Origin of the sequence: Pseudomonas sp. 22085 (assembly GCF_052045815.1) — a bacterium.
GTDB lineage: Bacteria > Pseudomonadota > Gammaproteobacteria > Pseudomonadales > Pseudomonadaceae > Aquipseudomonas > Aquipseudomonas glycinae.
In genome coordinates, this window is the sequence record NZ_JBQEQA010000003.1 from 334,976 (window position 1) to 355,548 (window position 20,573).

At 63.1% G+C, this 20,573-nt stretch carries 18 protein-coding genes and 1 pseudogene; 8 read left to right on the plus strand and 11 right to left on the minus strand.

The window, feature by feature from the left end; all coding sequences use genetic code 11:
* Positions 1-10: 10 nt before the first annotated feature.
* The 3 genes from ACTJK7_RS05365 to ACTJK7_RS05375 all read right to left on the minus strand — a co-directional run bounded on the left by ACTJK7_RS05365 (position 11) and on the right by ACTJK7_RS05375 (position 4,065).
* A complete protein-coding gene (locus tag ACTJK7_RS05365; protein WP_139831633.1) occupies positions 11-1,549 on the minus strand; it encodes a collagen-like triple helix repeat-containing protein in 1,539 nt (512 codons plus the stop codon).
* A 306-nt stretch (positions 1,550-1,855) separates the two neighbouring features.
* Positions 1,856-2,710 carry a MaoC family dehydratase gene (locus ACTJK7_RS05370; protein WP_323151798.1) on the minus strand — a complete coding sequence of 285 codons (855 nt, stop codon included), beginning with the start codon at positions 2,708-2,710 and terminating at the stop codon, positions 1,856-1,858.
* 2 nt (positions 2,711-2,712) lie between these two features.
* Entirely contained in the window at positions 2,713-4,065 is a 1,353-nt protein-coding gene (locus ACTJK7_RS05375) for a 3-oxoacyl-ACP reductase (protein ID WP_108559449.1), read from the minus strand.
* 275 nt (positions 4,066-4,340) lie between these two features.
* On the opposite strand from ACTJK7_RS05375, the gene ACTJK7_RS05380 reads away from it, so the two are divergent.
* Positions 4,341-5,618, plus strand: a complete 1,278-nt coding sequence (locus ACTJK7_RS05380) for an acetyl-CoA C-acetyltransferase (RefSeq protein WP_064379268.1) — start codon at positions 4,341-4,343, stop codon at positions 5,616-5,618.
* A 49-nt stretch (positions 5,619-5,667) separates the two neighbouring features.
* Here the strand turns inward: ACTJK7_RS05380 and ACTJK7_RS05385 are convergent, their stop codons facing one another.
* Together ACTJK7_RS05385 and ACTJK7_RS05390 are read right to left on the minus strand one after the other, a co-directional pair.
* Positions 5,668-6,435 (minus strand): methyl-accepting chemotaxis protein, encoded by a 768-nt coding sequence (locus tag ACTJK7_RS05385; protein WP_440819224.1) that lies wholly within the window; start codon positions 6,433-6,435, stop codon positions 5,668-5,670.
* 90 nt (positions 6,436-6,525) lie between these two features.
* A pseudogene (locus ACTJK7_RS05390) lies at positions 6,526-7,614 on the minus strand (cache domain-containing protein); the annotation flags it as partial.
* A 440-nt stretch (positions 7,615-8,054) separates the two neighbouring features.
* Between ACTJK7_RS05390 and ACTJK7_RS05395 the strand changes: the two are divergent.
* Together ACTJK7_RS05395 and ACTJK7_RS05400 are read left to right on the plus strand one after the other, a co-directional pair.
* Positions 8,055-8,951: a PA4780 family RIO1-like protein kinase gene (locus ACTJK7_RS05395; protein WP_011332300.1), complete on the plus strand. Its 897-nt coding sequence runs from the start codon at positions 8,055-8,057 to the stop codon at positions 8,949-8,951.
* A gap of 56 nt (positions 8,952-9,007) precedes the next feature.
* Positions 9,008-10,225 carry an MFS transporter gene (locus ACTJK7_RS05400; RefSeq protein WP_440780902.1) on the plus strand — a complete coding sequence of 406 codons (1,218 nt, stop codon included), beginning with the start codon at positions 9,008-9,010 and terminating at the stop codon, positions 10,223-10,225.
* Here ACTJK7_RS05400 and cueR read toward each other — a convergent pair.
* The 3 genes from cueR to ACTJK7_RS05415 all read right to left on the minus strand — a co-directional run bounded on the left by cueR (position 10,179) and on the right by ACTJK7_RS05415 (position 13,579).
* On the minus strand, positions 10,179-10,592 hold the full coding sequence (gene cueR, locus ACTJK7_RS05405; protein WP_011332302.1) for a Cu(I)-responsive transcriptional regulator: 414 nt from the start codon (positions 10,590-10,592) through the stop codon (positions 10,179-10,181). The genes ACTJK7_RS05400 and cueR overlap by 47 nt on opposite strands.
* Positions 10,589-12,979, minus strand: coding sequence for a heavy metal translocating P-type ATPase (locus ACTJK7_RS05410; protein ID WP_064379275.1), 2,391 nt, complete (start codon positions 12,977-12,979; stop codon positions 10,589-10,591). The genes cueR and ACTJK7_RS05410 overlap by 4 nt, the downstream gene beginning before the upstream one ends.
* A 216-nt stretch (positions 12,980-13,195) precedes the next feature.
* Positions 13,196-13,579: a hypothetical protein gene (locus ACTJK7_RS05415; RefSeq protein ID WP_064379277.1), complete on the minus strand. Its 384-nt coding sequence runs from the start codon at positions 13,577-13,579 to the stop codon at positions 13,196-13,198.
* A gap of 148 nt (positions 13,580-13,727) precedes the next feature.
* Between ACTJK7_RS05415 and ACTJK7_RS05420 the strand changes: the two genes are divergently transcribed.
* A complete protein-coding gene (locus tag ACTJK7_RS05420) occupies positions 13,728-13,925 on the plus strand; it encodes a heavy-metal-associated domain-containing protein (RefSeq protein WP_007958490.1) in 198 nt (65 codons plus the stop codon).
* Positions 13,926-14,039: 114 nt separating this feature from the next.
* Positions 14,040-15,245: a multidrug effflux MFS transporter gene (locus ACTJK7_RS05425; protein ID WP_440780900.1), complete on the plus strand. Its 1,206-nt coding sequence runs from the start codon at positions 14,040-14,042 to the stop codon at positions 15,243-15,245.
* 8 nt (positions 15,246-15,253) lie between these two features.
* On the opposite strand, the gene ACTJK7_RS05430 is transcribed toward ACTJK7_RS05425, so the two are convergent.
* From ACTJK7_RS05430 to ACTJK7_RS05440, 3 genes are all read right to left on the minus strand, one after another.
* Positions 15,254-15,427, minus strand: coding sequence for a hypothetical protein (locus ACTJK7_RS05430; RefSeq protein ID WP_011332306.1), 174 nt, complete (start codon positions 15,425-15,427; stop codon positions 15,254-15,256).
* 166 nt (positions 15,428-15,593) lie between these two features.
* Positions 15,594-16,607, minus strand: coding sequence for a zinc-binding alcohol dehydrogenase family protein (locus ACTJK7_RS05435; RefSeq protein ID WP_064379283.1), 1,014 nt, complete (start codon positions 16,605-16,607; stop codon positions 15,594-15,596).
* 31 nt (positions 16,608-16,638) lie between these two features.
* Positions 16,639-16,932: a putative quinol monooxygenase gene (locus tag ACTJK7_RS05440; protein WP_323151694.1), complete on the minus strand. Its 294-nt coding sequence runs from the start codon at positions 16,930-16,932 to the stop codon at positions 16,639-16,641.
* Between the two features lie 117 nt (positions 16,933-17,049).
* Between ACTJK7_RS05440 and ACTJK7_RS05445 the strand changes: the two genes are divergently transcribed.
* The 3 genes from ACTJK7_RS05445 (at position 17,050) to ACTJK7_RS05455 (ending at position 20,527) form a co-directional block, all read left to right on the plus strand.
* Positions 17,050-17,979, plus strand: a complete 930-nt coding sequence (locus ACTJK7_RS05445) for a LysR family transcriptional regulator (RefSeq protein WP_085655551.1) — start codon at positions 17,050-17,052, stop codon at positions 17,977-17,979.
* A 304-nt stretch (positions 17,980-18,283) separates the two neighbouring features.
* Entirely contained in the window at positions 18,284-19,018 is a 735-nt protein-coding gene (locus ACTJK7_RS05450) for an ArsR/SmtB family transcription factor (RefSeq protein WP_064379288.1), read from the plus strand.
* Positions 19,019-19,144: 126 nt separating this feature from the next.
* Positions 19,145-20,527, plus strand: coding sequence for an MFS transporter (locus ACTJK7_RS05455; protein ID WP_064379290.1), 1,383 nt, complete (start codon positions 19,145-19,147; stop codon positions 20,525-20,527).
* Positions 20,528-20,573: the final 46 nt, after the last annotated feature.

Genomic DNA, 20,573 nt, shown 5'->3' on the forward strand with positions numbered 1-20,573 from the left:
CAGGTGCAATTCAGCGATTGTTGCCGCCCAGGGTCCCGGTGAGACCACCGAGGACGCCACCCAGTCCGCCGCCGGTTCCGGTGGCGGTGCCACCGTTGACCAGGCCGCCGACCGCAGTGACCGTATTGCCCACTGTGGTGACTGTGTTACCGACCGCCGCCACGACCGGATTACTGTTGGTGCTGGCAATCGTGTTGCCGAGATTGCCGACGGCACCGCCGACCTGGCCGGTGAGACCGGCGACCGGAGTACCGAGCCCGGTGGCGGCGCCGACGTTCTGGGTCAGGCTGGTGACCGCCGTGGTGACTGGCGCAAGTCCGGCACCCACGTTGTTGCCCAGGGTTGCCAGGGGCGTGGTCGGGCTGGTGATCGGCGAGCCCGAACCGCCGAGCACGGTGTTGAGCGAGGCCACGGTATTACCGGCCGCCGCCAGCACGCCACCCGGTGCGGCGAGGGTGCCATTGCCGCTGCTCAAGCCGGCGCCGACGTTGACCACGGCGCCGCCGACGGTTTGCAGCAGGCCATTGCTGCCCAGGCCGCCACCGACGCCCGTTCCGGAACCGGTCCCGTTATCCACCAGCCCGCCGGCCTTGCCGACAGCGGTGCCGACATTGCTCAAGGCACCGCCGACAGTGTTGGTCAGGGCGTTGCCGTTGCCGGCGTCGGTGACTTTGTCGCCCACGCCGTCAACCGTGCTGCCGACCTTCTGGACCAAACCGTTCAACGGCGCGCCCAGCCCTGTAGCCGTACCGAGTTTGTCCGTGGTGCTTTCGACCATGGCAATCACCGGCACCAGTTTGCTGCCGACTTCTTTGGTAACCGAGCCGAGCGGGCCGGTGGTGGTGGCGGTGCTTAGGGTGTCGCCGAGCATGGTGACCTTTTCGCCGACCCCGTTGAGCACTGGGGCGACCTTGGTCACCACACCGCCGACCACGGGAACGCTGCCCGAGGCAGTGGCCAGTTTGCCGCTCAGGTCGGACACGCCGTTACCCACATCCTGCACCACGCCGCCGACCGCCGAAGCGGTGACGCCCAGGCCATTGTCGGTGGTTGCCAGTTTGCCGATGCCGTTGGCTACGCCGTCACCCAGCGTGGTCACTACGTTGCCGGCAGTCCGGGCCGCGCTTTGCACCACGCCGCCAACGACAGGCACGCCGCTCAGGGAGTCACCGACCTGGCCGACGCCATCGCCGACGCCGCTGACGGTATTGCCGACGTCCTGCACCAGGGTGGTGGTAACCAGAGGTGTCGGTGTACTCGGGTTGGTTGGGTTGGTCGGATCCGTCGGGTCGGTGGGATTGGTCGGGGTTGTCGTGCCGCCGGTTCCGCCAGTGCCACCGGTACCGCCAGTGCCTGCCGTGTCTCCTGTGCCACCGGTACCGCCCGTGCCACCCGTACCGGCAGTCGAGCTGTCTGGAGAAGAACTGCCGGAGCTGCTGTGATGACCGCCGCCGCCACTGCTGCAACCGGCCAGACCGAGGGAGAGAATGAGGGCCAGTGCCGTTGCCGATTTGCACCATGCCGCATGAGCTTTCATCTGAGTTTTCATGAGCGTTATTCCTTGCACCTGTCACAACGTTTGTTGTCTTCGATGGCCCGCCGATTCTGTTGCCGGCAGTGCCTTCGTCCGTTGTGCTCATATCAGTCGCAAGGCCGGATCCACGCCATTCTCAAGTTGGTATTAACGCCTTTATGCAGGGGGCTGCGAGTGCGGCCTAACGACTAATACCGAGGATATAGGCGCGCAAAAAAAAGCCTTGAAAATCAAGGCTGGGTTTTCAAGAGTGCGGTGTGGGCGGCGCGGGAAAACTTAAGTGATATATACACAATTGAGCAGGTTTTTTCGGCCTTGATGTCAGGCCACCGGCTGCCAGTTGCCCACCATGTGCTCCAGATCCCCGGCGCCGATCAGGCGCAACTCACCGCTGGAACCGGCAGCGCTGGCGAACAGGCTCACCTCGCTCGGCAGGCGCACCGGTTTGCGAAAATGCACGGTGACCTCAAGGTTGGCCTTGGGCAGATGATCCGCCAGTGCCGCCAGCGTGCGGGCTTTATTCCACAGACCGTGGGCGATGGCGGTTGGGAAACCGAACAGCTTGGCGCTGGCGGCGCTCAGGTGGATCGGGTTGTAGTCGCCGGAGACTTTCGCGTACTGCCGGCCGATGTCCGCCGGCGCCTTCCATTGCGCCACTTGCATCAGCGGCAGCGCCGGCTCCCAGGCCTGTTCGACCGGTTCACCTTCAAGCTTCACGCCGCGACAGAGCATTTGGCTTTCGGCTTCCCACAACGGGCCGAGTTGATCGTCGAGGGTGGTCAGCAGATCGAAGGTCGCGCCTTTGGGATGGGGTTGCAGGTTATGCACCCGGACGCTGACTTGCGCACGACTGATCCCGCCCATCGGCCGCAATACGCGGATGCGATTGCTCAGATGAATCAGCCCCAGCAACGGGAACGGAAACTCTTTGGCGGTCAGCAACTGCATCTGCAGGGCGAACGCCAGGATATGCGGATAGGTCGGCGGCAGCAGGCCGTCATCAGCGAAACCGCAAACCTTGCGATAGGCCGCCAGCCGTTTGCCCTCCACCTCGACGGCGCAACGCAAACCGCTGTCGGGCAGGGTGGTGCCGGTGATTTTGCGTCGGGTCGCCGCCCGGGCATACAGCCCCGGCAGGCTCGGCTCGTGGTGCAGCGTGTGCCATTTGATCGTCATGTTCAGGCTCCCAGAACGCTTTGGCCGCACACCCGCAGCGCTTGTCCGGTGAACGCGCCGGTGCCCGGTTGTGCCAGCCAGGCCACGGCTTCGGCGACGTCTTGCGGCAGGCCGCCCTGGCCCAGCGAACTCATGCGCCGCCCGGCTTCACGCAGGCCGAACGGAATGTGCGCAGTCATCTGGGTCTCGATGAACCCCGGCGCCACGGCGTTGATGCTGATGCCGCGTTCGAGCAGGGTCGGCGCCCAGGCCTGGGCCAGTCCGATCAGCCCGGCCTTGCTCGCCGCGTAATTGGTCTGCCCGCGATTGCCGGCGATGCCGCTGATCGATGCCAGCAAAACTATCCGGGCGTTATCGCGCAAGGTGCCGCTGTCGAGCAGGGCCTTGGTCAGCACTTGCGGTGCGTTGAGGTTGACCGCCAGCACCGCGTCCCAGAACTCCGGGGTCATGTTGGCCAGGGTCTTGTCGCGGGTGATGCCGGCGTTGTGCACCAGAATGTCGAGGCCGTCCGGCAGCTCTTCGATCAGTTGCGCGGCGGCGTCTTCGGCGCAGATGTCGAGGGTGATGGCGCGACCGCCGAGGCGAGCCGCCAGGGCTTCGAGATCGGTCTTGGCTGGCGGTACGTCGAGCAGGATCACCTCGGCGCCGTCGCGAGCCAGCGTTTCGGCAATCGAGGCGCCGATGCCGCGAGCCGCTCCGGTGACCAGCGCCTTGCGCCCGGCCAATGGGCGGGTCCAGTCGGTGACCTGAGTGGCGCAGGCTGTCAGACGGATCACTTGCCCGGAGACGAAAGCGCTTTTCGGCGAGAGGAAAAACCGCAGCGGTCCTTCGAGCTGATCCTCGGCACCTTCGCCGACGTAGATCAGTTGCAGCGTGCCGCCGCTGCGCAGCTCCTTGGCCAGCGAGCGCGAGAAGCCTTCGAGTGCCCGTTGTGCGCTGGCGGCGAACGGTTCGCGCAGGGTTTCCGGGGCACGGCCAAGGATCACCAGATGCGCGCTGCTGTCGAGGTTCTTCATCAACGGCTGGAAAAATTCACGCAGTTGCTTGAGCTGGTCGGTGTGCTGCAAATCGCTGGCGTCGAACACCACGGCCTTGAGTTTCGGGCCATGGCCGGGAATCCATTGAGTGGCGGTCGCCGGCTGGTCGCCGTAGCGGTAGATCGCGTCGGTCAGGCGATTGGCGAATGCACTGACCCGTTCGGCCAGCGGCCCGCCGCCGATCAGCAGCGCACCTTCCACCGGCCGCAGACGCCCGGCCTGCCAGCGTTCCAGCCGCACCGGCGACGGCAGGCCCAGGGCTCCGACCAGACGGTGGCCGATGGACGAGTTGGCGAAGTCGATATAGCGGTCAGACATGGAACGCTCTCCAGAAGATGGGGTTCAAAGTGTGGACTGCGAAGGGCAATCAATCGTTCGATCCACGCAATAAGGCCTACGCTAGAACAGCAGAGTAGTTTGCCCCCGGCGCTTTTGTGGCCGAACACATGGCAAATACATCACCGATCCTGTGTGAGCGGGCTTGCCCGCGATGGCGGAGTCAGCCACCGAAGGTGTTGGATGTGCTGGCCCTATCGCTGGCAAGCCAGCTCCCACAGGGATTTCCATGAGTCTGAATCAACAAGGAGCATTTCATGAGTCAGCTGCGCCGCGTCGCGATCATTGGTGGCAACCGCATTCCGTTCGCCCGCTCCAACGGGCCCTACGCCACCGCCAGCAATCAGGTGATGCTCACCGCCGCCCTCGAAGGCCTGATCGAACGCTACAACCTGCACGGCCAGCGCATCGGCGAAGTGGTCGCAGGGGCGGTACTGAAATTGTCACGGGATATGAACCTGACCCGCGAATGCGTGCTCGGCTCGCGCCTGTCGCCGGCCACCCCGGCCTATGACATTCAGCAGGCCTGCGGCACCGGCCTGGAAGCGGCGTTGCTGGTGGCGAACAAGATCGCCCTCGGCCAGATTGATTGCGGTATTGCCGGCGGCGTCGACACCACGTCGGACGCGCCAATCAGCGTCAGCGAAGGCCTGCGCAAGATCCTTCTGCAGGCCAACCGCGCCAAGACCACCGGCGACAAGCTCAAGACCTTTTTGCAATTACGCCCTAAACACCTGATCCCCGAATTCCCGCGCAACGGCGAACCGCGCACCGGCCTGTCGATGGGCGAGCACTGCGAATTGATGGCGCAGACCTGGAACATCCCCCGCGAGGAACAGGATCAACTGGCCTTCGAAAGCCACCACAAACTGGCGGCGTCCTACAGCGAAGGCTGGCACAACGACCTGATGACACCGTTCCTCGGCCTGACCCGCGACAACAACCTGCGCCCGGACCTGACCCTGGAAAAACTCGCGACCCTGAAGCCGGCCTTCGAGAAAAGCGCCAAGGGCACGCTGACCGCCGGCAACTCGACGCCGCTGACCGATGGCGCCTCGGTGGTGTTGCTGGGCAGCGAAGAGTGGGCGAAGGAGCGTGGTTTGCCGATCCTTGCGTATCTGCGCGACGGCGAAGCGGCGGCAGTGGATTTCGTCAACGGCGCCGAAGGGCTGCTGATGGCTCCGGTCTATGCGGTGCCGCGCCTGCTGGCACGCAATGGGCTGACCTTGCAGGACTTCGACTACTACGAAATCCACGAGGCCTTTGCTGCGCAGGTGTTGTGCACGTTGAAGGCCTGGGAAGATCCGGAATACTGCAAGACCCGGCTGGGGCTGGACGCGCCGCTGGGGTCGATTGATCGTAGCCGCTTGAACGTCAAGGGCAGCTCACTGGCGGCGGGGCATCCGTTTGCCGCGACGGGCGGGCGGATCGTGGCGAACCTGGCGAAGTTGCTGGATGCGGCGGGGCAGGGGCGGGGGTTGATTTCGATTTGTGCGGCTGGCGGACAGGGTGTGACGGCGATCATCGAACGCTGAACGAACAGGAATTCCCTCTCCCAAAGGGAGAGGGAATTCCAAAGGTTACTCAGGTACGAAACCTGCGCACCAACCCATCCAGCTCATTCGACAACCCCGCCAGACTCTGCGAATCCAGCCGCGCCGAATTCGCCAGTTCCGCCACCAACTGCGCATCACCGTGAATCTGGCTGATATGCCGATTGATGTCCTCAGCCACCTGATGCTGCTCTTCCGCCGCCGTAGCAATCTGCGTGTTCATATCGCGAATCACATCCACCGACTCACGAATCTGACCAAAGCTCTCCCGCGCTTCGCCGATGCGTGCCACCGATTGCTGCGACACGTCGAGGCTGGCGTGCATTTGCTGGGTCACCGCGCTGGTGCGCTTGGCGAGATTGCCCAGCAGCCCGTCGATTTCCGCCGTCGAATCCGCCGTGCGTTTGGCCAGTGCGCGAACCTCGTCGGCCACCACCGCAAAACCACGCCCCTGCTCACCGGCCCGCGCTGCTTCGATGGCCGCGTTGAGCGCCAGCAGGTTGGTCTGTTCGGCGATGGAGCGGATGGTGCCGAGGATCGACTGGATGTCGTTGCTGTCGCGCTCCAGTTGTTGCATCGACTGCGCCGATTGCTCCAGCTCCTGGCTCAGTTGATCGACGCTGTGCACCGCCGCATCGATCTGTTGCTGACCTTCGCGGGCCTGACGCTGGCCGCTGTCGGCCGACTCCGCTGCCTGGCTGCACGAGCGGGCGACTTCGTTGGCGGTGGCGACCATTTCGTGGAACGCGGTCGAGACCATGTCCACCGCTTCGCGCTGGCGCCCGGCCGCTTCGGCCATGTCGCTGGAGACCCGGGTCGAACTCTGCGAAGTGGCGAGGATTTTCCCGGCCGCGCCGCCGATGTGCTGGATCAGGCTGCGAATCGCGGTGAGGAACTGGTTGAACCAGTTGGCCAGTTGCGCGGTTTCGTCGCTGCCACGGATGTCGAGGCTCTTGGTCAGGTCGCCTTCGCCCTGGGCGATGCCTTCCAGACCGCTGGCCACGCTGCGGATCGGCCGCACGATCAGGCTGGCAAAACTGGCACCGACCACGGCAAAAAACACCGCCAGCACGGCGGCAATGATCGCGATCAGCCAGGTCAGTTGGGTGGCGGAACTCATCACTTCGTTCTGTTTGATCAGGCCGATGAAGGTCCAGCCCAGTTGCTCCGATGGCCAGACATTGGCCATGTAACGTTCGCCGTTGAGCTCGACTTCCACCAGCCCTTTGCCGGCCTTGGCCAGTTGCGCATAGCCATCGCCGAGGCTGTCGAGTCGCTTGAAGTTGTGCTCCGGTTGCTTCGGATCGACCAGCACCGTGCCGGTGTTTTCCATCAGCATCAGGTAACCGCTTTCGCCGAGCTTGATCTGTTTGACGATCTCGGTCAGTTGCTTGAGCGACACGTCAATGTTGACCACCCCACCCTGGGCGCCCAACTGGTTGGCGACCGCGCGCACGGTGCTGACCAGTACCGCGTCATCGCCGGCCCAGTAGTAGGCTTCGGTGCGCAGGGTTTTGCCCGGGTTGGCCATGGCGGTCTTGTACCAGGGGCGGGTGCGCGGGTCGTAGTTGGCCATCTTCGGATCGCCCGGCCAGAAGGCATAGCCGCCGCTGTTCAATCCATAGGACACGTAGGAGTAGGCCGGGTGGGATTTGGCCAGCCCCTCGAACAGTGCAAACAGTTGCTTGTCGATCTCGCCATCCGAGGTGTCGGAAGCGTTGGCGCTCATGCGGCTGCGCACGCTGCCGTCGGCGTTTTTGACCAATGGTTGCGCCGCCAGGTAATCGACGTTCTGGCTGATGCCGTCGAAAAACAGCTGCATGGCATTGCTGACCTGACGGATCTCGCGCCCGCTGCTGTCGACAAAATCGTCCCGGGCATCGCTGCGCAGGTTCAGTACCACCAGCGTGGCGACGAGCACCACGGGCAAGCAGGCGATGATTGCAAACGCCCAGGTCAACTTCTGTTTGATGTTCATCCGCGCTCCAGATTTTCTTGTAGGCCCACGCAGTGCAGATGACTCGCGGTTATTGGCAGCCGAAAAACCTATTTCTCACCCGTTTCCTTGGGTGCGACATCGACATTTTTTTGGAACGATTGTCGGACAAATTCCTCTGTCACAGAGGAATTCGGCCGCACGAAAGGGAAATTGAGGCCAGAAGAGAAAATTCTTACGAGATGCGTGCATCGGGATGTCAGATTCTGTCGCAAATGCCCTCAAGTCCTGTCGCCAACAACTTCGACAGCCTCGGCTATGATTCGCAGCGGCCGATATAGCGGCGGATCGGCCCGGTTTATCCGGCACAGTGTGTGCATCCACAGGTTCACAGGTCGGCAACCCCTCCCCGTGATGCGAGGATTGCCGTATAACGAGTGACATTCGCGTGTTTGGTAATAAAGGACCCACAATAAAAGCTGATGAAGACTCCAAAACGCATTGAACCCCTGATCGAGGACGGTCTGGTCGACGAAGTGCTGCGTCCACTCATGAGTGGCAAAGAAGCAGCTGTTTATGTGGTGCGCTGCGGCAATCAGTTACGTTGCGCAAAGGTCTACAAGGAGGCGAACAAACGCAGTTTCCGCCAGGCGGCCGAGTATCAGGAAGGCCGCAAGGTTCGCAACAGCCGACAGGCCCGGGCCATGGCCAAGGGTTCCAAGTTCGGGCGCAAGGAAGCCGAAGACGCCTGGCAGAACGCCGAAGTCGCGGCGCTGTTTCGCCTGGCCAATGCCGGGGTGCGGGTGCCCAAGCCGTACGATTTCCTCGAAGGCGTGCTGCTGATGGAACTGGTGGCCGACGAGTACGGCGATGCCGCGCCGCGTCTGAACGACGTGGTGCTGGAGCCGGATCAGGCCCGCGAATATCACGCGTTCCTGATTTCGCAGATCGTGCTGATGTTGTGTACCGGTCTGGTGCACGGTGACCTTTCGGAGTTCAACGTGCTGCTGACGCCGACCGGCCCGGTCATCATCGACCTGCCGCAAGCGGTGGACGCCGCCGGCAACAACCACGCGTTCAGCATGCTGGAACGTGACGTCGGCAACATGGCTTCGTACTTCGGTCGCTTCGCGCCGGAGCTGAAGAAGACCAAATACGCCAAGGAAATGTGGGCGTTGTACGAAGCGGGTACGTTACATCCGGCCAGCGTGCTGACCGGCGAGTTCGACGATCCCGAGGACCTTGCCGATGTCGGCGGGGTGCTGCGCGAGATCGAAGCAGCGCGTCTGGATGAGGAGCGCAAGCAAGCCATCCGCGCGGCGGACGACGAGCCCAAGGGCAAGTCTGACGAACCGCCTCCGCCACCGTGGATGCAGTGAGCATCTGAAAGGGAAAACCCGGCTTCGGCCGGGTTTTACACATTCAAGGATTGATTGTGACCACCACCTCCCGCAATGCCCGGCTGATCATCACGGCTCGGCTGATTTCCGATTTCGGCGCTTTTCTGAACATGGTTGCGCTGGCCACGTATGTCTACCTGCTGAGCAACAGCGCGATGAGCGTGGGGATTTTTCTAGCCAGTCGCGTGGGCGGCGGAATCTTTGCGAGTCTGATCGGCACCGCGCTCTATCGTCGATGCAGTGGCCGTCTGCCGTTGATTGCCTTCGATCTGCTGCGCGCCGCTGTGCTCGGGCTGTTGCTCATCGTGCCGGTCAGTCAGCAGGCGCTGTTGCTACCGCTGATCGCGTTCGGCCTGGGCTTTGGCAATTCGATGTTCGCCATCGGCCTCAACAGCCAGTTGCCGCGATTGATCGAGCCGGCGCAGTTGCTCAAGACCAATGCGTGGATCACGTCCGCCTCGTCCATGGCGATGGTCGGCGGCAGTCTGGTGTCCGGGTTGCTGGTTGCGGGGGTTGGTTTTGAAGCGGTGTTCGCACTGAACGCGCTGACCTACCTGCTGGCGGCGGTGTTGATTGCGCCGCTGCGGTTCAGTGCACCGGAGCCTTTGGCCGAATCAAGCGATGAGCGCAGCGAATGGTCAGCGTTGGTCCAGGGCTTGCGCAGCGCTCCGGTGGTGGCGGCGATGCTGGCGGTGACCATGGCCGACACCCTTGGCAGCGCTGCGCACAACGTCGGTTTTCCGGTCATCTCCAAACTGCTGACGCCGGACTCGGCGAGCACCACGCTGGGCCTGATGCTCGCGGTGTGGGCCGCCGGCAAACTGCTCGGCGCGCGGATCGCCAGTCGCTTGAACGGCTCGGAAAACGTTCATCTGGAGCGCCGCTATTTCGGTGGCGTGCTGCTGATGTCCTGCGGCTTCATCCTGATGTTCCAGCAGCACAGCGTCGTCGGCCTGTTGCTGTTTTCGCTGCCGGCCGGATTGGGCGACGGTTTCTCGGAAGTCGGCCTGATGTCACGCCTGCAACGGGAGCCGGAGCCATTGCGCCTGCCGATCTTCAGTTTCCTGACGCTGTTGCAGATGACCGGATTCGGCGTCGGCATGCTGATCGCCGCACCGTTCTATGAGTGGTGGGCGCCGGGTGCCGTGGTGCTGTTGTTCCACGGCATTCCCCTTGGCACGGTGCTGTCGATGAAAGCCCTGTTGCTCAGGCACGCGCGGGTTGCGCGCAGCAACCCGACGCCAGTTCCTTGAGGATCGGGCAGTCCGGACGATGGTCGCCGTGGCAGTGCTCGACCAGATCCTGCAGGGTATCGCGCAGTTCGCCGAGTTCGCGGATCTTCTGATTAAGCTCGTCGATGTGCTGTCGCGCCAGGGCCTTCACATCGGCACTGGCGCGCTGGCGATCCTGCCAGAGGGTCAGCAGTTTCCCAACCTCTTCCAGCGAGAAACCCAAGTCCCGCGAGCGCTTGATGAACGCCAGCGTATGCAGGTCATCGTCGCCGTAGATGCGATAGCCGCTGTCGGTGCGATGGGCAGCCTTGAGCAGACCGATCGACTCGTAATACCGGATCATTTTCGCGCTCAGGCCACTGTGGCGGGCCGCTTGGCCGATGTTCATCGGTTGTCCTCCAGGTCCTCGGGTTTCCAGGTTTTCAACAGTAGCGCATTGCTCACCACGCTGACGCTCGACAAGGCCATCGCCGCACCGGCCAGCACCGGGTTGAGAAAGCCGAACGCCGCCAGGGGAATGCCGATCAGGTTATAGACGAAAGCCCAGAAAAGGTTCTGGCGGATCTTCGCGTAAGTCTTGCGGCTGATTTCCAGCGCCGCCGGCACCAGCCGCGGATCGCCGCGCATCAGGGTGATGCCGGCGGCGTGCATGGCCACGTCGGTGCCACCGCCCATGGCGATGCCGATGTCGGCAGCGGCCAGTGCCGGGGCGTCGTTGATGCCGTCGCCGACCATGGCCACGACGCCGGTTTTTTTCAGCTCGGCGACGGTGGCGGCTTTTTCCGCCGGCAGCACTTCGGCGTGGACATTTTCGATGCCCAGCGCTTCGGCGACCACCCGGGCGCTGCCGCGGTTGTCGCCGGTCAGCAGGTGGCTGTGGATGTGCTGGGCGGCCAGTTGTTGCACCGCGTGCAGCGCGCCGGGCTTGAGGGTGTCGCCGAAGGCGAACAGGCCGAGTACGCGGGGCGCCGGACTTTGCTCGATCAGCCACGACAGCGTGCGGCCTTCGGTTTCCCAGGCCTTGGCGGATTCGCTCAGGTTTCCGGCGTCGAGACCGCTTTCCTCCAGCAAGCGCCGGTTGCCCAGGGCCAGGCGCCGGCCGTCGAGGCTGCCGGCGATGCCGCGCCCGGTCAGGGACTGGCTGTCGCTGACATCGGGCACCGTCAGATTGCGTTCGGCGCAGGCATCCAGCACCGCTTTGGCCAGTGGATGTTCGCTGCCGCGTTGCAGCGCGCCGGCCGCTGTCAGCAGGGCATTTTCGTCACCGTCGACCGCACTGAAATGCGCGATGCGCGGCGTACCGGAGGTCAGGGTGCCGGTCTTGTCGAATACCACAGCGCTGACTTCATGGGCACGCTCCAATGCTTCGGCGTCCTTGATCAGAATCCCGTGCCGCGCCGCCACGCCGGTGCCAGCCATGATCGCGGTCGGTGTCGCCAGACCGAGGGCGCATGGGCAGGCGATCACCAGCACCGCGACGGCGTTGATCAACGCGGTTTCCAGCGGCGCGCCGTACAGCCACCAGCCGATCAGCGTGGCCAGGGCCAGTAGTAACACGGTCGGCACGAACACCTGGCTGACTTTATCCACCAGTTTCTGGATCGGAGCCTTCGCGGCCTGGGCGTCTTCCACCAGACGGATGATCCGCGCCAGCACGCTTTCCGCGCCGAGCGCCGTGGTGCTCACCAGCAAGCGGCCTTCGCCATTGATCGCACCGCCGGTGACCTTGTCGCCCGGCTGTTTGGGCACCGGCAGGCTTTCGCCGCTGATCAGCGCTTCGTCGGCATGGCTCTGGCCTTCCAGCACTTCGCCGTCCACCGGGAAGCGTTCACCGGGTTTGACCAGAACTCGGTCGCCAAGACGCAGGGCGCTGATGGCGACGTCCTGTTCACGGCCATCGATGACTTGAATTGCCCGCTCCGGCCGTAAGGCTTCCAGTGCGCGAATGGCGCTGGCGGTCTGGCGTTTGGCGCGGCTTTCCAGGTATTTGCCGAGCAGCACCAGCGCGATGACCACTGCCGAGGCCTCGAAATACAGGTGCGGCATGCGCCCGGCGGCGGTGGCCCATTCGTAGAGACTCAAGCCATAACCGGCGCTGGTGCCCAGCGCTACCAGCAAGTCCATGTTGCCGGCCCCGGCGCGTACGGCTTTCCAAGCGGCGACGTAGAAGCGTGCACCGAAGATGAATTGCACCGGGGTGGCGAGGGCGAATTGCACCCAGGCCGGGAGCATCCAGTGAATGCCGAATGGTTGCACCAGCATCGGCAGCACCAGCGGCAAGGCGAAGGCGATCGCGCAGATCAGCGCCCAGCGCTCATGGTTCAGGCGCTGTTGGCGATTGTCGGTCTGGTGTTCGAGTTCGAAGAGGCTGGCCGAATAGCCGGCCTTGCTCACGGCGGCGATCAGGGTTTGCGGATCGACCGCGCCGAGCAATTCGAGATGAGCACGTTCATTGGCGAGGTTGACGCTGACGCTCTTCACCCCCGGTACTTTGTTCAGGGCGCGTTCGACGCGGCCGACGCAGGAAGCGCAGGTCATGCCGTCGATGTTCAATTCCACGGTTTGCTGCGGCACGCTGTAACCGGCGCGTTCGACCGCCTCCATCAACGCCGGCAGGCTGTCGCCGGGTGCCTGCACCCGGGCCTGTTCGGTGGCGAGGTTGACGCTGACGGCAGTGGCGCCGCTGACTTTGCTCAACGCCCGCTCGACACGGCCGGCGCAGCTGGCGCAGGTCATGCCGCTGATGGGCAGATCGAACGTGATGGAATCGGACATCGGTCGTACTCCCTGTAGAAGAGGCCTACAGGATCAACCTTGCCATGCTGGCAAGGTCAAGCGCCAGTTTCCGCCACCCGCCACCGCCCTCATACCCGATCGTTCCCACGCTCTGCGTGGGAATGCCTCTTGTGACGCTCTGCGTCACGCTTTGGGACGCAGAGCGTCCCGGGCTGCATTCCCACGCAGAGCGTGGGAATGATCAGCGAGCGGTATTCAATAACCGAGGCCGGTCGGCTTGAGGTACATGCCTTCCTGGTTCATCGCGATGCGGAATTTCAGGATGTCGCCGGCATGCAGTTTGATCTCCTGCGAGCCCGGCGCGAGCATGCCCGGGTTGCAGCCCGGCATTTGCCCCGGCAGCAGCTTCAGGCGCAGCGAGACATTGCCCGGCGGCAGGTTGAACGAGGTGCTTTGCTCCTGGAACAGGCGCGCCGACAGTTGATCCTGAATGTAAACGCCGATTTCGCAGGAAGTCGCGACTTCCAGGCGCTCGCGGGAAATGATCAGCACCCCGTAATCTTCCCCGGCGGCCTGCACCGAAGGGATTGCGGCAAAAAGGCTGAGTACGCCAAACAGGCTGAAAGCTGACCAGCGCATGGCTGAATCTCCTGAATTCAAGTCATTGATGCACGCAGCTTGGCCGAGCGCGGCGCCGATTGCCAGCCCGGCAGTTTTTTGCAGAACTTGACCTTGCCATCGTGGCAAGCCCGAAACTGCCGACAACCTCACTCAAAGGAGTCATTCCATGCAAGTGTTCACTGTTGAAGGTATGTCCTGCGGTCACTGTGTCAAAGCCGTCACTCAGGCGGTGCAGAGCAAGGATCCGGCCGCCAGCGTGCGGGTCGATCTGGCGGCGAAGGAAGTCGGCGTCGAAAGTGCGTTGAGCGCCGAGCAGGTGATCGAAGCGATCAGCGAAGAAGGTTACGCCATCAAACTCGCCTGATCTTTTTAATAGTTAGCGAGCTACCGGAATGTTCAAGGCGTCCTCGCGCGGCTAGACTGTCGGGCTGCACTCCACCGAAGTGCCCCCCAACTGCCTGCCAGACCTGGACGCCTGATGAACTTCCGTACCCTTCTGATTCTCGGTGCCCTGACCGCTTTCGGTCCGTTGGCGATCGACTTCTATCTACCCGCCTTTCCCACCATGGCGCTGGCGTTCGGCACCGATGAGAAAGACGTTCAGCTGACGCTGTCGGCTTACTTCTTTGGTCTATCCATTGGTCAACTGGCTTACGGGCCGGTGGCGGATCGTTTCGGACGACGGATTCCGTTGCTGATCGGTCTGACGCTGTTCACGCTGGCGTCAGTGGCCTGCGCCTATGCGCCGAACCTGGAGTGGCTGATCGGAGCGCGACTGGTGCAGGCGCTGGGCGGTTGCGCGGGGATGGTGATTGCCCGGGCGGTGGTCAGCGACAAGTGCGACGCGGTGGGGTCGGCGAAAGTTTTCTCGCAGTTGATGCTGGTGATGGGGTTGGCACCGATTCTGGCGCCGATGCTCGGCGGTCTGCTGGTCAACACCACAGGCTGGCAGTCGATCTTCCTGGTGCTGACGGCGTTCAGTGCCCTCGCCGGGCTGGCGGTGGCCTTCGGCCTGCCGGAAAGTCTGCCGGCGCATGTTCCGCGTCAGCCGTTGTCCGGTGCCCTGCGTCAGTACGGTCGGCTGCTGGCCGATCCGGTCTACATGGGGCATGCCCTGACCGGCGGCATCGCCATTGCCGGGATGTTTGCCTACATCGCCGGCTCCCCGTTCATTTTCATCAAGTTGTATGGCGTACCGGCCGAGCATTTCGGCTGGCTGTTCGGCACCAACGCGGCCGGGTTCATTCTGGTCGCACAGGTCAATGCGCGCCTGCTGGCCAAGCGCGGTCCGGCCTTTCTGCTGTCACGGGCGGTCTGGGTTTACCTGGCCGCCGGGCTGACGCTGCTCGCGGTCAGCGCCTTGCACACCGAGGCCCTGTGGCCACTGCTGATCCCGTTGTTCATCTGCGTGGCCAGCCTTGGCTGCATCAGCCCCAATGCGGCGGCGTGTGCGATGAACGGGCAGGGCGGTCGCGCCGGCAGTGCTTCAGCGTTGCTCGGCAGCATGCAATTCAGCGTCGCCGCCGGGGCTTCGGCGCTGGTGGGCATCCTGCACGATGGCAGCGCCGTGCCGATGGCCATGGTCATCAGCCTGTGCGGTCTGTTGGTCGTCTGCGCGGCGACACTCACCCGGCGCATGCAGAATGCCCGGGCGCTGGCAAAGGCGCAGGCCGAAATCCAGTAACGAAAGCCTCAGCCGACAGCGCGTTGCTGGCCGAGGTCGGGAATCTGATGGGGCGCGCAAATACGCGCTTCGAGGGTGCGGGTGAAGGCCCTGGCTTCGGCCTCACTGCGAAAGGTCACGGCGTGCTGGTCAAGACGAACTTGCCATTGGGACTTTGCCACTTCTTTTATCAGGATCTTCATTGCTGACCTCCCGTACGTAAAAGATTGCATCGCAGAGGTTCCGATTGTAGACCTGAATACGATCGCAATTGTGACAAGGGTCAAGCATCTGACTGACGGCAAAAAAACACCGCAGCCCCCGGGCCAGACATTTTTGGCGCTGGCGAAGGCTGCGGTCTTGCGGGTTTTAGAAACCTTCTAAAACAATTTTCCCCTTGGCCTTGCCACTTTCCAGCAATTCATGGGCGCGGCGCAGGTTGCTCGCGTTGATCGTGCCGAAGTGCTCGCCGACCGTGGTTTTCAATGTCCCGCTGTCAATCAGCTCCGCCACCCGGTTGAGCAGTTTGTGCTGCTCGATCATGTCCGGCGTTTCGAACAGCGAGCGGGTGTACATGAACTCCCAGTGCAGCGACAGGCTCTTGCGCTTGAGCTTGGTCACGTCCAGCGCCTTCGGATCGTCGATCAGCGCCAGTTTGCCTTGCGGCGCCAGGGCCTCGACCAGTTGGTCCAGATGTTGTTCGGTCTGGGTCAGGCTGGCGACATGGGTCACGTGAGCGACACCGGCGCGTTTCAGTTCTTCGCTCAGCGGCTGGCTGTGATCGATCACCCGATCTGCCCCCAGTTCGCTCACCCAATCGCGGGTCTCCGGGCGGGAGGCGGTGCCGATCACTTTGAGCCCGGTCAACTGGCTGGCGAGTTGGGTGAGGATCGAACCGACACCGCCGGCCGCGCCGACGATCAGCAGGCTCTGGCCCTCATCGGTATTGCCTTCGCGAATCTGCAGGCGTTCAAACAACAACTCCCAGGCCGTAATGGCGGTCAGTGGCAGGGCGGCGGCTTCGGCGAAACCGAGGGTTTTTGGCATATGGCCGACAATCCGCTCATCCACCACGTGCAATTCGCTGTTGCCACCGGCCCGGGCGATGGAGCCGGCGTAGAACACTTTGTCGCCGGCCTTGAACAGGGTCACTTCACTGCCGACCGACTTGACCACACCGGCCACGTCCCAACCCAGCACCTTGGCGGCGCCGCCTTCCGGCGCGACGTTCTGGCGAACCTTGGTGTCGACCGGGTTGACCGAAATCGCTTTGACTTCGACGAGCAAGTCGCGCGGGCCGGCAACCGGTTCCGGCAGTTCGATGTCTTGCAGGGATTTTTCGTCGCTGATCGGGAGCGAGGCGTAATAGGCGATAGCTTTCATGGAGAACTCCGAAAGTGAATAAAGGAAGGCGTCAGGCGATGACGCGCAGACGCTTGAGTTCGAAGTGTTCGAGGAACGCCTCGGCCTGGCTGCGGAAATGCTGGATATGGGCGCTGGCATCGTGGGCTTGCAGGGCTTTGTCACTGGCCCACTGTTCGATCATGTAGAAGGCCAGCGGATTGGCCAGGTCCTGGTGCAGTTCGTACTGACCGCAACCGGCTTCGGCGCGGGTCGGTTCGATCAGGGCGCGCAAGTGCTGTTCGAGAGCGTCCTGCTGGCCAGGTCGGGCGATCAGGGTGGCGATGGCGGTGAAGGGCTGGGACATATGCGACTCCGGGACGGGATGAGTTCGATGGAAGGCATGATTGGCTATTTCTGTCGGAGATAAAACCGGCTAAAAGAGCAGTCTCTTTCAATATTTTTTTGATAATTGAGGCTCAGGATGCTGCGTTTTGATGACTTGCAGTTGTTTGTCCGGGCGGCGGATCTGGGCAGTCTGTCGGCGGCGGCGCGGGTAATGGACATGTCCGCTGCGGTGGCCAGTGCCGCGCTCAAACGGATCGAACAGCAATTGGGCGCGCGTTTGTTGGCGCGCTCCACCCGCAGTCTGCGGCTGACGGCCGAAGGTGAAGGGTTTCTCGAATACGCCCGCGCTGCCTTGAGCAACCTCGATGAGGGGCGCCGCCTGCTGGCCAGCGGGCAGGACCAGGTCAGCGGGATTCTGCAGCTGTCGGCGCCTTCGGATTTCGGTCGCAACCTGCTGTTGCCATGGCTCGACGACTTTCAGCGCGAACACCCGAAACTGACGGTGCGTCTGCTGCTGGGCGACCGTATCGCCGATCTGTTTCGCCAGCCGGTGGACATCGCCTTGCGCTACGGCGAGCCGGAGGACTCGAGTCTGGTGGCGTTGCCGATTGCCCCGCACAACCGCCGGGTGTTGTGCGCGTCCCCCGCCTATCTGGCCCGGCACGGCGAGCCGCTGCATCTGGAACAGCTCGCTCAGCACAACTGCCTGCTGTATATGCTCGGCGGCCGGGTGCATGACCACTGGAGTTTTCATGACGGCAAGCGTGAGGTCAGCCTGACCGTCAGTGGCGATCGCTTCAGTGACGACGCCGACGTGGTGCGTCTGTGGGCGGTCGCGGGAGCGGGGATCGCCTACAAGTCGTGGCTGGATGTGGCCGGCGATGTGCTGTCGGGACGGCTGAAAGTGCTGTTGCCGGAGCTGCTTTGCGAACGCGCTCCGCTGAATTTGCTGTGCGCCCATCGCGCACAATTGAGTAAGCCGGTGAACCTTCTGAGGGAAATGCTCGCCAGTCGTTGCGCTGAATTGAGTAGCCGATTTCCCGTTTTCCCGGCGACTGATCATTAGTCGCAGGTAAATAGCGAAATTTCTCTCAGGAACAATCACCAGCCACGACCGCTCCGGCGCAGGACTCGGCGAACAACCCGCTTATACTAGCGACCGCCTGATGCCCGCACCAAAAGGCTGACACGAGAACAATCAGACCGCACCGGCGGGGTAGGGACGATGGTCGCGACAACGCTGCGGTTTCCTTGCCGTGGCGCGCTGCCTCGCCTCGACTCAAGGCATTTTGCGCGCCTTGGCCGACGACAGATTACTGGTCAAGATGTCTATGAGCAGTAGACGATACGATTCAACAGGGAGTGAATACATGGAACATGCACCTTGCATCAGCCAGATCGCCACGTTGCTGGCCGATCCCAAGCGCAGCGCGATGATGTGGGCGTTGATGGATGGCTCGGCCCGGCAGACCGAGGAACTGGCGTTGCTGGCGGGGCTTTCGCCGTCGTCGGCCAGTGCGCACCTGGGGCGTTTGTCCGCTGGCGGTCTGTTGAAGGTCGAGGCGCGCGGTCGCAAACGCTTCTTCCGCCTGGCGGCTCCCGAAATCGGCGCGGCCATCGAAGCCCTGGCCAGCGCCACACTGGCCAGTGCTCCGCGAGAAATTCCCGACGTATTCAAGCGTGCCTCGCCCGTCTTCAGACCCCAGGCCGCGCCCTCGTCACTGCTGCGCGCCCGGTTCTGCGACGACCATCTGGGGGGAACGCTGGCCGCCGACCTGTACCAGCGACTGCTCGACGCCGGCTGGATCGAGCAGCTTGAAAACCGGGTGGTCGTGACACACAAAGGCTCGACGCAACTGGCCGGGCGCGGCGTGTACATCCAGGCGCTGGCCCACCGCAATGCGCAAGTGGCTTGTGCCTGTCCGGACTGGAGCGAACGTCGCCCGCACATGGGCGGATCGCTGGGGGCCGCGCTGCTGCAGTTGTTCATGCAGTCGGGCTGGCTGGTGCTGCCCAACGATTCCCGAGCCCTGCAACTGACGGCGGCAGGCCAGCGGGAAATTCATCGGTTTGCCTGTGAAACCGAACTGGAAATGGCGTTGTAGAGCGCCTTCTTCCACAGATTCGCTGTTGAACGTCGTCAACGGCTGCGGAAAAGTCGCATCTGGCACAAGTGCGCAACCGCTATCGCGCACACTCGATCCGGAGATTTTTCGGATTGAGGAGGTGGCATGGACACGGGTAACTTCAGCGCGGCGGATCGACTGGAGCGTCTGCCAGTCAGCAGTTATCACCGGATCATCTTCATCATCATTGCCCTGGCGTTCTTCTTCGACTCCATGGATCTGGCGATGATGACCTTCCTGCTCGGCTCGATCAAAGCCGAGTTCGGCCTGAGCAGTGCCGAGGCCGGTCTGCTGGCCAGTTCAAGCTTTTTCGGCATGGTGCTGGGGGCGTCGCTGTCCGGATTACTGGCGGATCGGTTCGGTCGCAAACCGGTGTTCCAGTGGAGCATCGTCCTGTGGGGGCTGGCCAGTTACCTGTGTTCCACGGCGCAGACGGTCGAGAGCCTGACGCTGTTTCGCATCCTTCTGGGAATCGGCATGGGCATGGAGTTTCCGATTGCCCAGTCGATGTTGTCGGAGTTGATCCCCGCCCAGCGTCGGGGGCGCTACATAGCGCTGATGGACGGTTTCTGGCCGCTGGGTTTTGTCGCAGCGGGTGTGCTGTCGTATTTCCTGCTGCCGTTGATCGGCTGGCGCGACATCTTTCTGGTGCTGGCGGTGCCGGCGGTGTTCGTGCTGGCGATCCGCTTTTTCATTCCCGAGTCGCCGCGCTGGCTGGAACAGGCCGGCAAGCATGACGCAGCGGACAAGGTATTGCGCGGCATTGAGGCGCGGGTAAAGGCATCGCTCGGCGGTGCCGCATTGCCGGAACCGGTTCGCCTGCCACGGAGCGTGACACCTCCGGGGCATTTCCTTTCGGCGCTGAAGCAGATTTGGTCGCCGCTTTATCGCCAACGCACGACGATGATCTGGAGCCTGTGGTTTTTCGCACTGCTCGGTTTCTACGGCCTGACCTCGTGGCTCAGTGCGTTGCTGCAACAGTCGGGTTTTGCCGTGACCCAGTCGGTATATTACACGGTGCTGATTTCCCTCGGCGGGATTCCCGGCTTCCTGATGGCGGCCTGGCTGGTGGAGCGTTGGGGACGCAAGCCGGTGTGTATCGTCACGTTGCTCGGCGGTGGGGTGATGGCATTTCTTTACGGGCAGAGCGCAGTGTTCGGCGGTAACGTGGCGCTGCTGATCGGCACCGGTCTGTTGATGCAGTTTTTTCTGTTCGGGATGTGGGCGGTGCTCTACACCTACACGCCGGAGTTGTATCCGACCTCGGCGCGAGCGACCGGCTCGGGGTTTGCCTCGGCCATCGGGCGCGTGGGGTCGTTGCTTGGGCCGCTGGTCACCGGGCTGGTGTTTCCGATTACCGGGCAGGGCGGGGTGTTTGCGCTGGGGGCGTTGTGCTTTGCGATTGCGGCGGGAGTGGTGTGGCTGTTCGGGATGGAGACCCGAGGCAAGACGCTGGAAGAGCTGACTGAAACCGAGATGCTCAGCTGAATACAGCACCCTGTGGGAGCGGGCTTGCCCGCGATGGCGGACCGTC

Bases quoted from the DNA above. Each gene is read 5' to 3' on its own strand.
- ACTJK7_RS05365 (WP_139831633.1), bottom strand. From the start codon at position 1,549: ATGAAAACTCAGATGAAAGCTCATGCGGCATGGTGCAAATCGGCAACG.
- ACTJK7_RS05370 (WP_323151798.1), bottom strand. From the start codon at position 2,710: ATGACGATCAAATGGCACACGCTGCACCACGAGCCGAGCCTGCCGGGG.
- ACTJK7_RS05375 (WP_108559449.1), bottom strand. From the start codon at position 4,065: ATGTCTGACCGCTATATCGACTTCGCCAACTCGTCCATCGGCCACCGT.
- ACTJK7_RS05380 (WP_064379268.1), top strand. From the start codon at position 4,341: ATGAGTCAGCTGCGCCGCGTCGCGATCATTGGTGGCAACCGCATTCCG.
- ACTJK7_RS05385 (WP_440819224.1), bottom strand. From the start codon at position 6,435: ATGGCCGAAGCGGCCGGGCGCCAGCGCGAAGCGGTGGACATGGTCTCG.
- ACTJK7_RS05395 (WP_011332300.1), top strand. From the start codon at position 8,055: ATGAAGACTCCAAAACGCATTGAACCCCTGATCGAGGACGGTCTGGTC.
- cueR (WP_011332302.1), bottom strand. From the start codon at position 10,592: ATGAACATCGGCCAAGCGGCCCGCCACAGTGGCCTGAGCGCGAAAATG.
- ACTJK7_RS05410 (WP_064379275.1), bottom strand. From the start codon at position 12,979: ATGTCCGATTCCATCACGTTCGATCTGCCCATCAGCGGCATGACCTGC.
- ACTJK7_RS05415 (WP_064379277.1), bottom strand. From the start codon at position 13,579: ATGCGCTGGTCAGCTTTCAGCCTGTTTGGCGTACTCAGCCTTTTTGCC.
- ACTJK7_RS05420 (WP_007958490.1), top strand. From the start codon at position 13,728: ATGCAAGTGTTCACTGTTGAAGGTATGTCCTGCGGTCACTGTGTCAAA.
- ACTJK7_RS05425 (WP_440780900.1), top strand. From the start codon at position 14,040: ATGAACTTCCGTACCCTTCTGATTCTCGGTGCCCTGACCGCTTTCGGT.
- ACTJK7_RS05430 (WP_011332306.1), bottom strand. From the start codon at position 15,427: ATGAAGATCCTGATAAAAGAAGTGGCAAAGTCCCAATGGCAAGTTCGT.
- ACTJK7_RS05435 (WP_064379283.1), bottom strand. From the start codon at position 16,607: ATGAAAGCTATCGCCTATTACGCCTCGCTCCCGATCAGCGACGAAAAA.
- ACTJK7_RS05440 (WP_323151694.1), bottom strand. From the start codon at position 16,932: ATGTCCCAGCCCTTCACCGCCATCGCCACCCTGATCGCCCGACCTGGC.
- ACTJK7_RS05445 (WP_085655551.1), top strand. From the start codon at position 17,050: ATGCTGCGTTTTGATGACTTGCAGTTGTTTGTCCGGGCGGCGGATCTG.
- ACTJK7_RS05450 (WP_064379288.1), top strand. From the start codon at position 18,284: ATGGAACATGCACCTTGCATCAGCCAGATCGCCACGTTGCTGGCCGAT.
- ACTJK7_RS05455 (WP_064379290.1), top strand. From the start codon at position 19,145: ATGGACACGGGTAACTTCAGCGCGGCGGATCGACTGGAGCGTCTGCCA.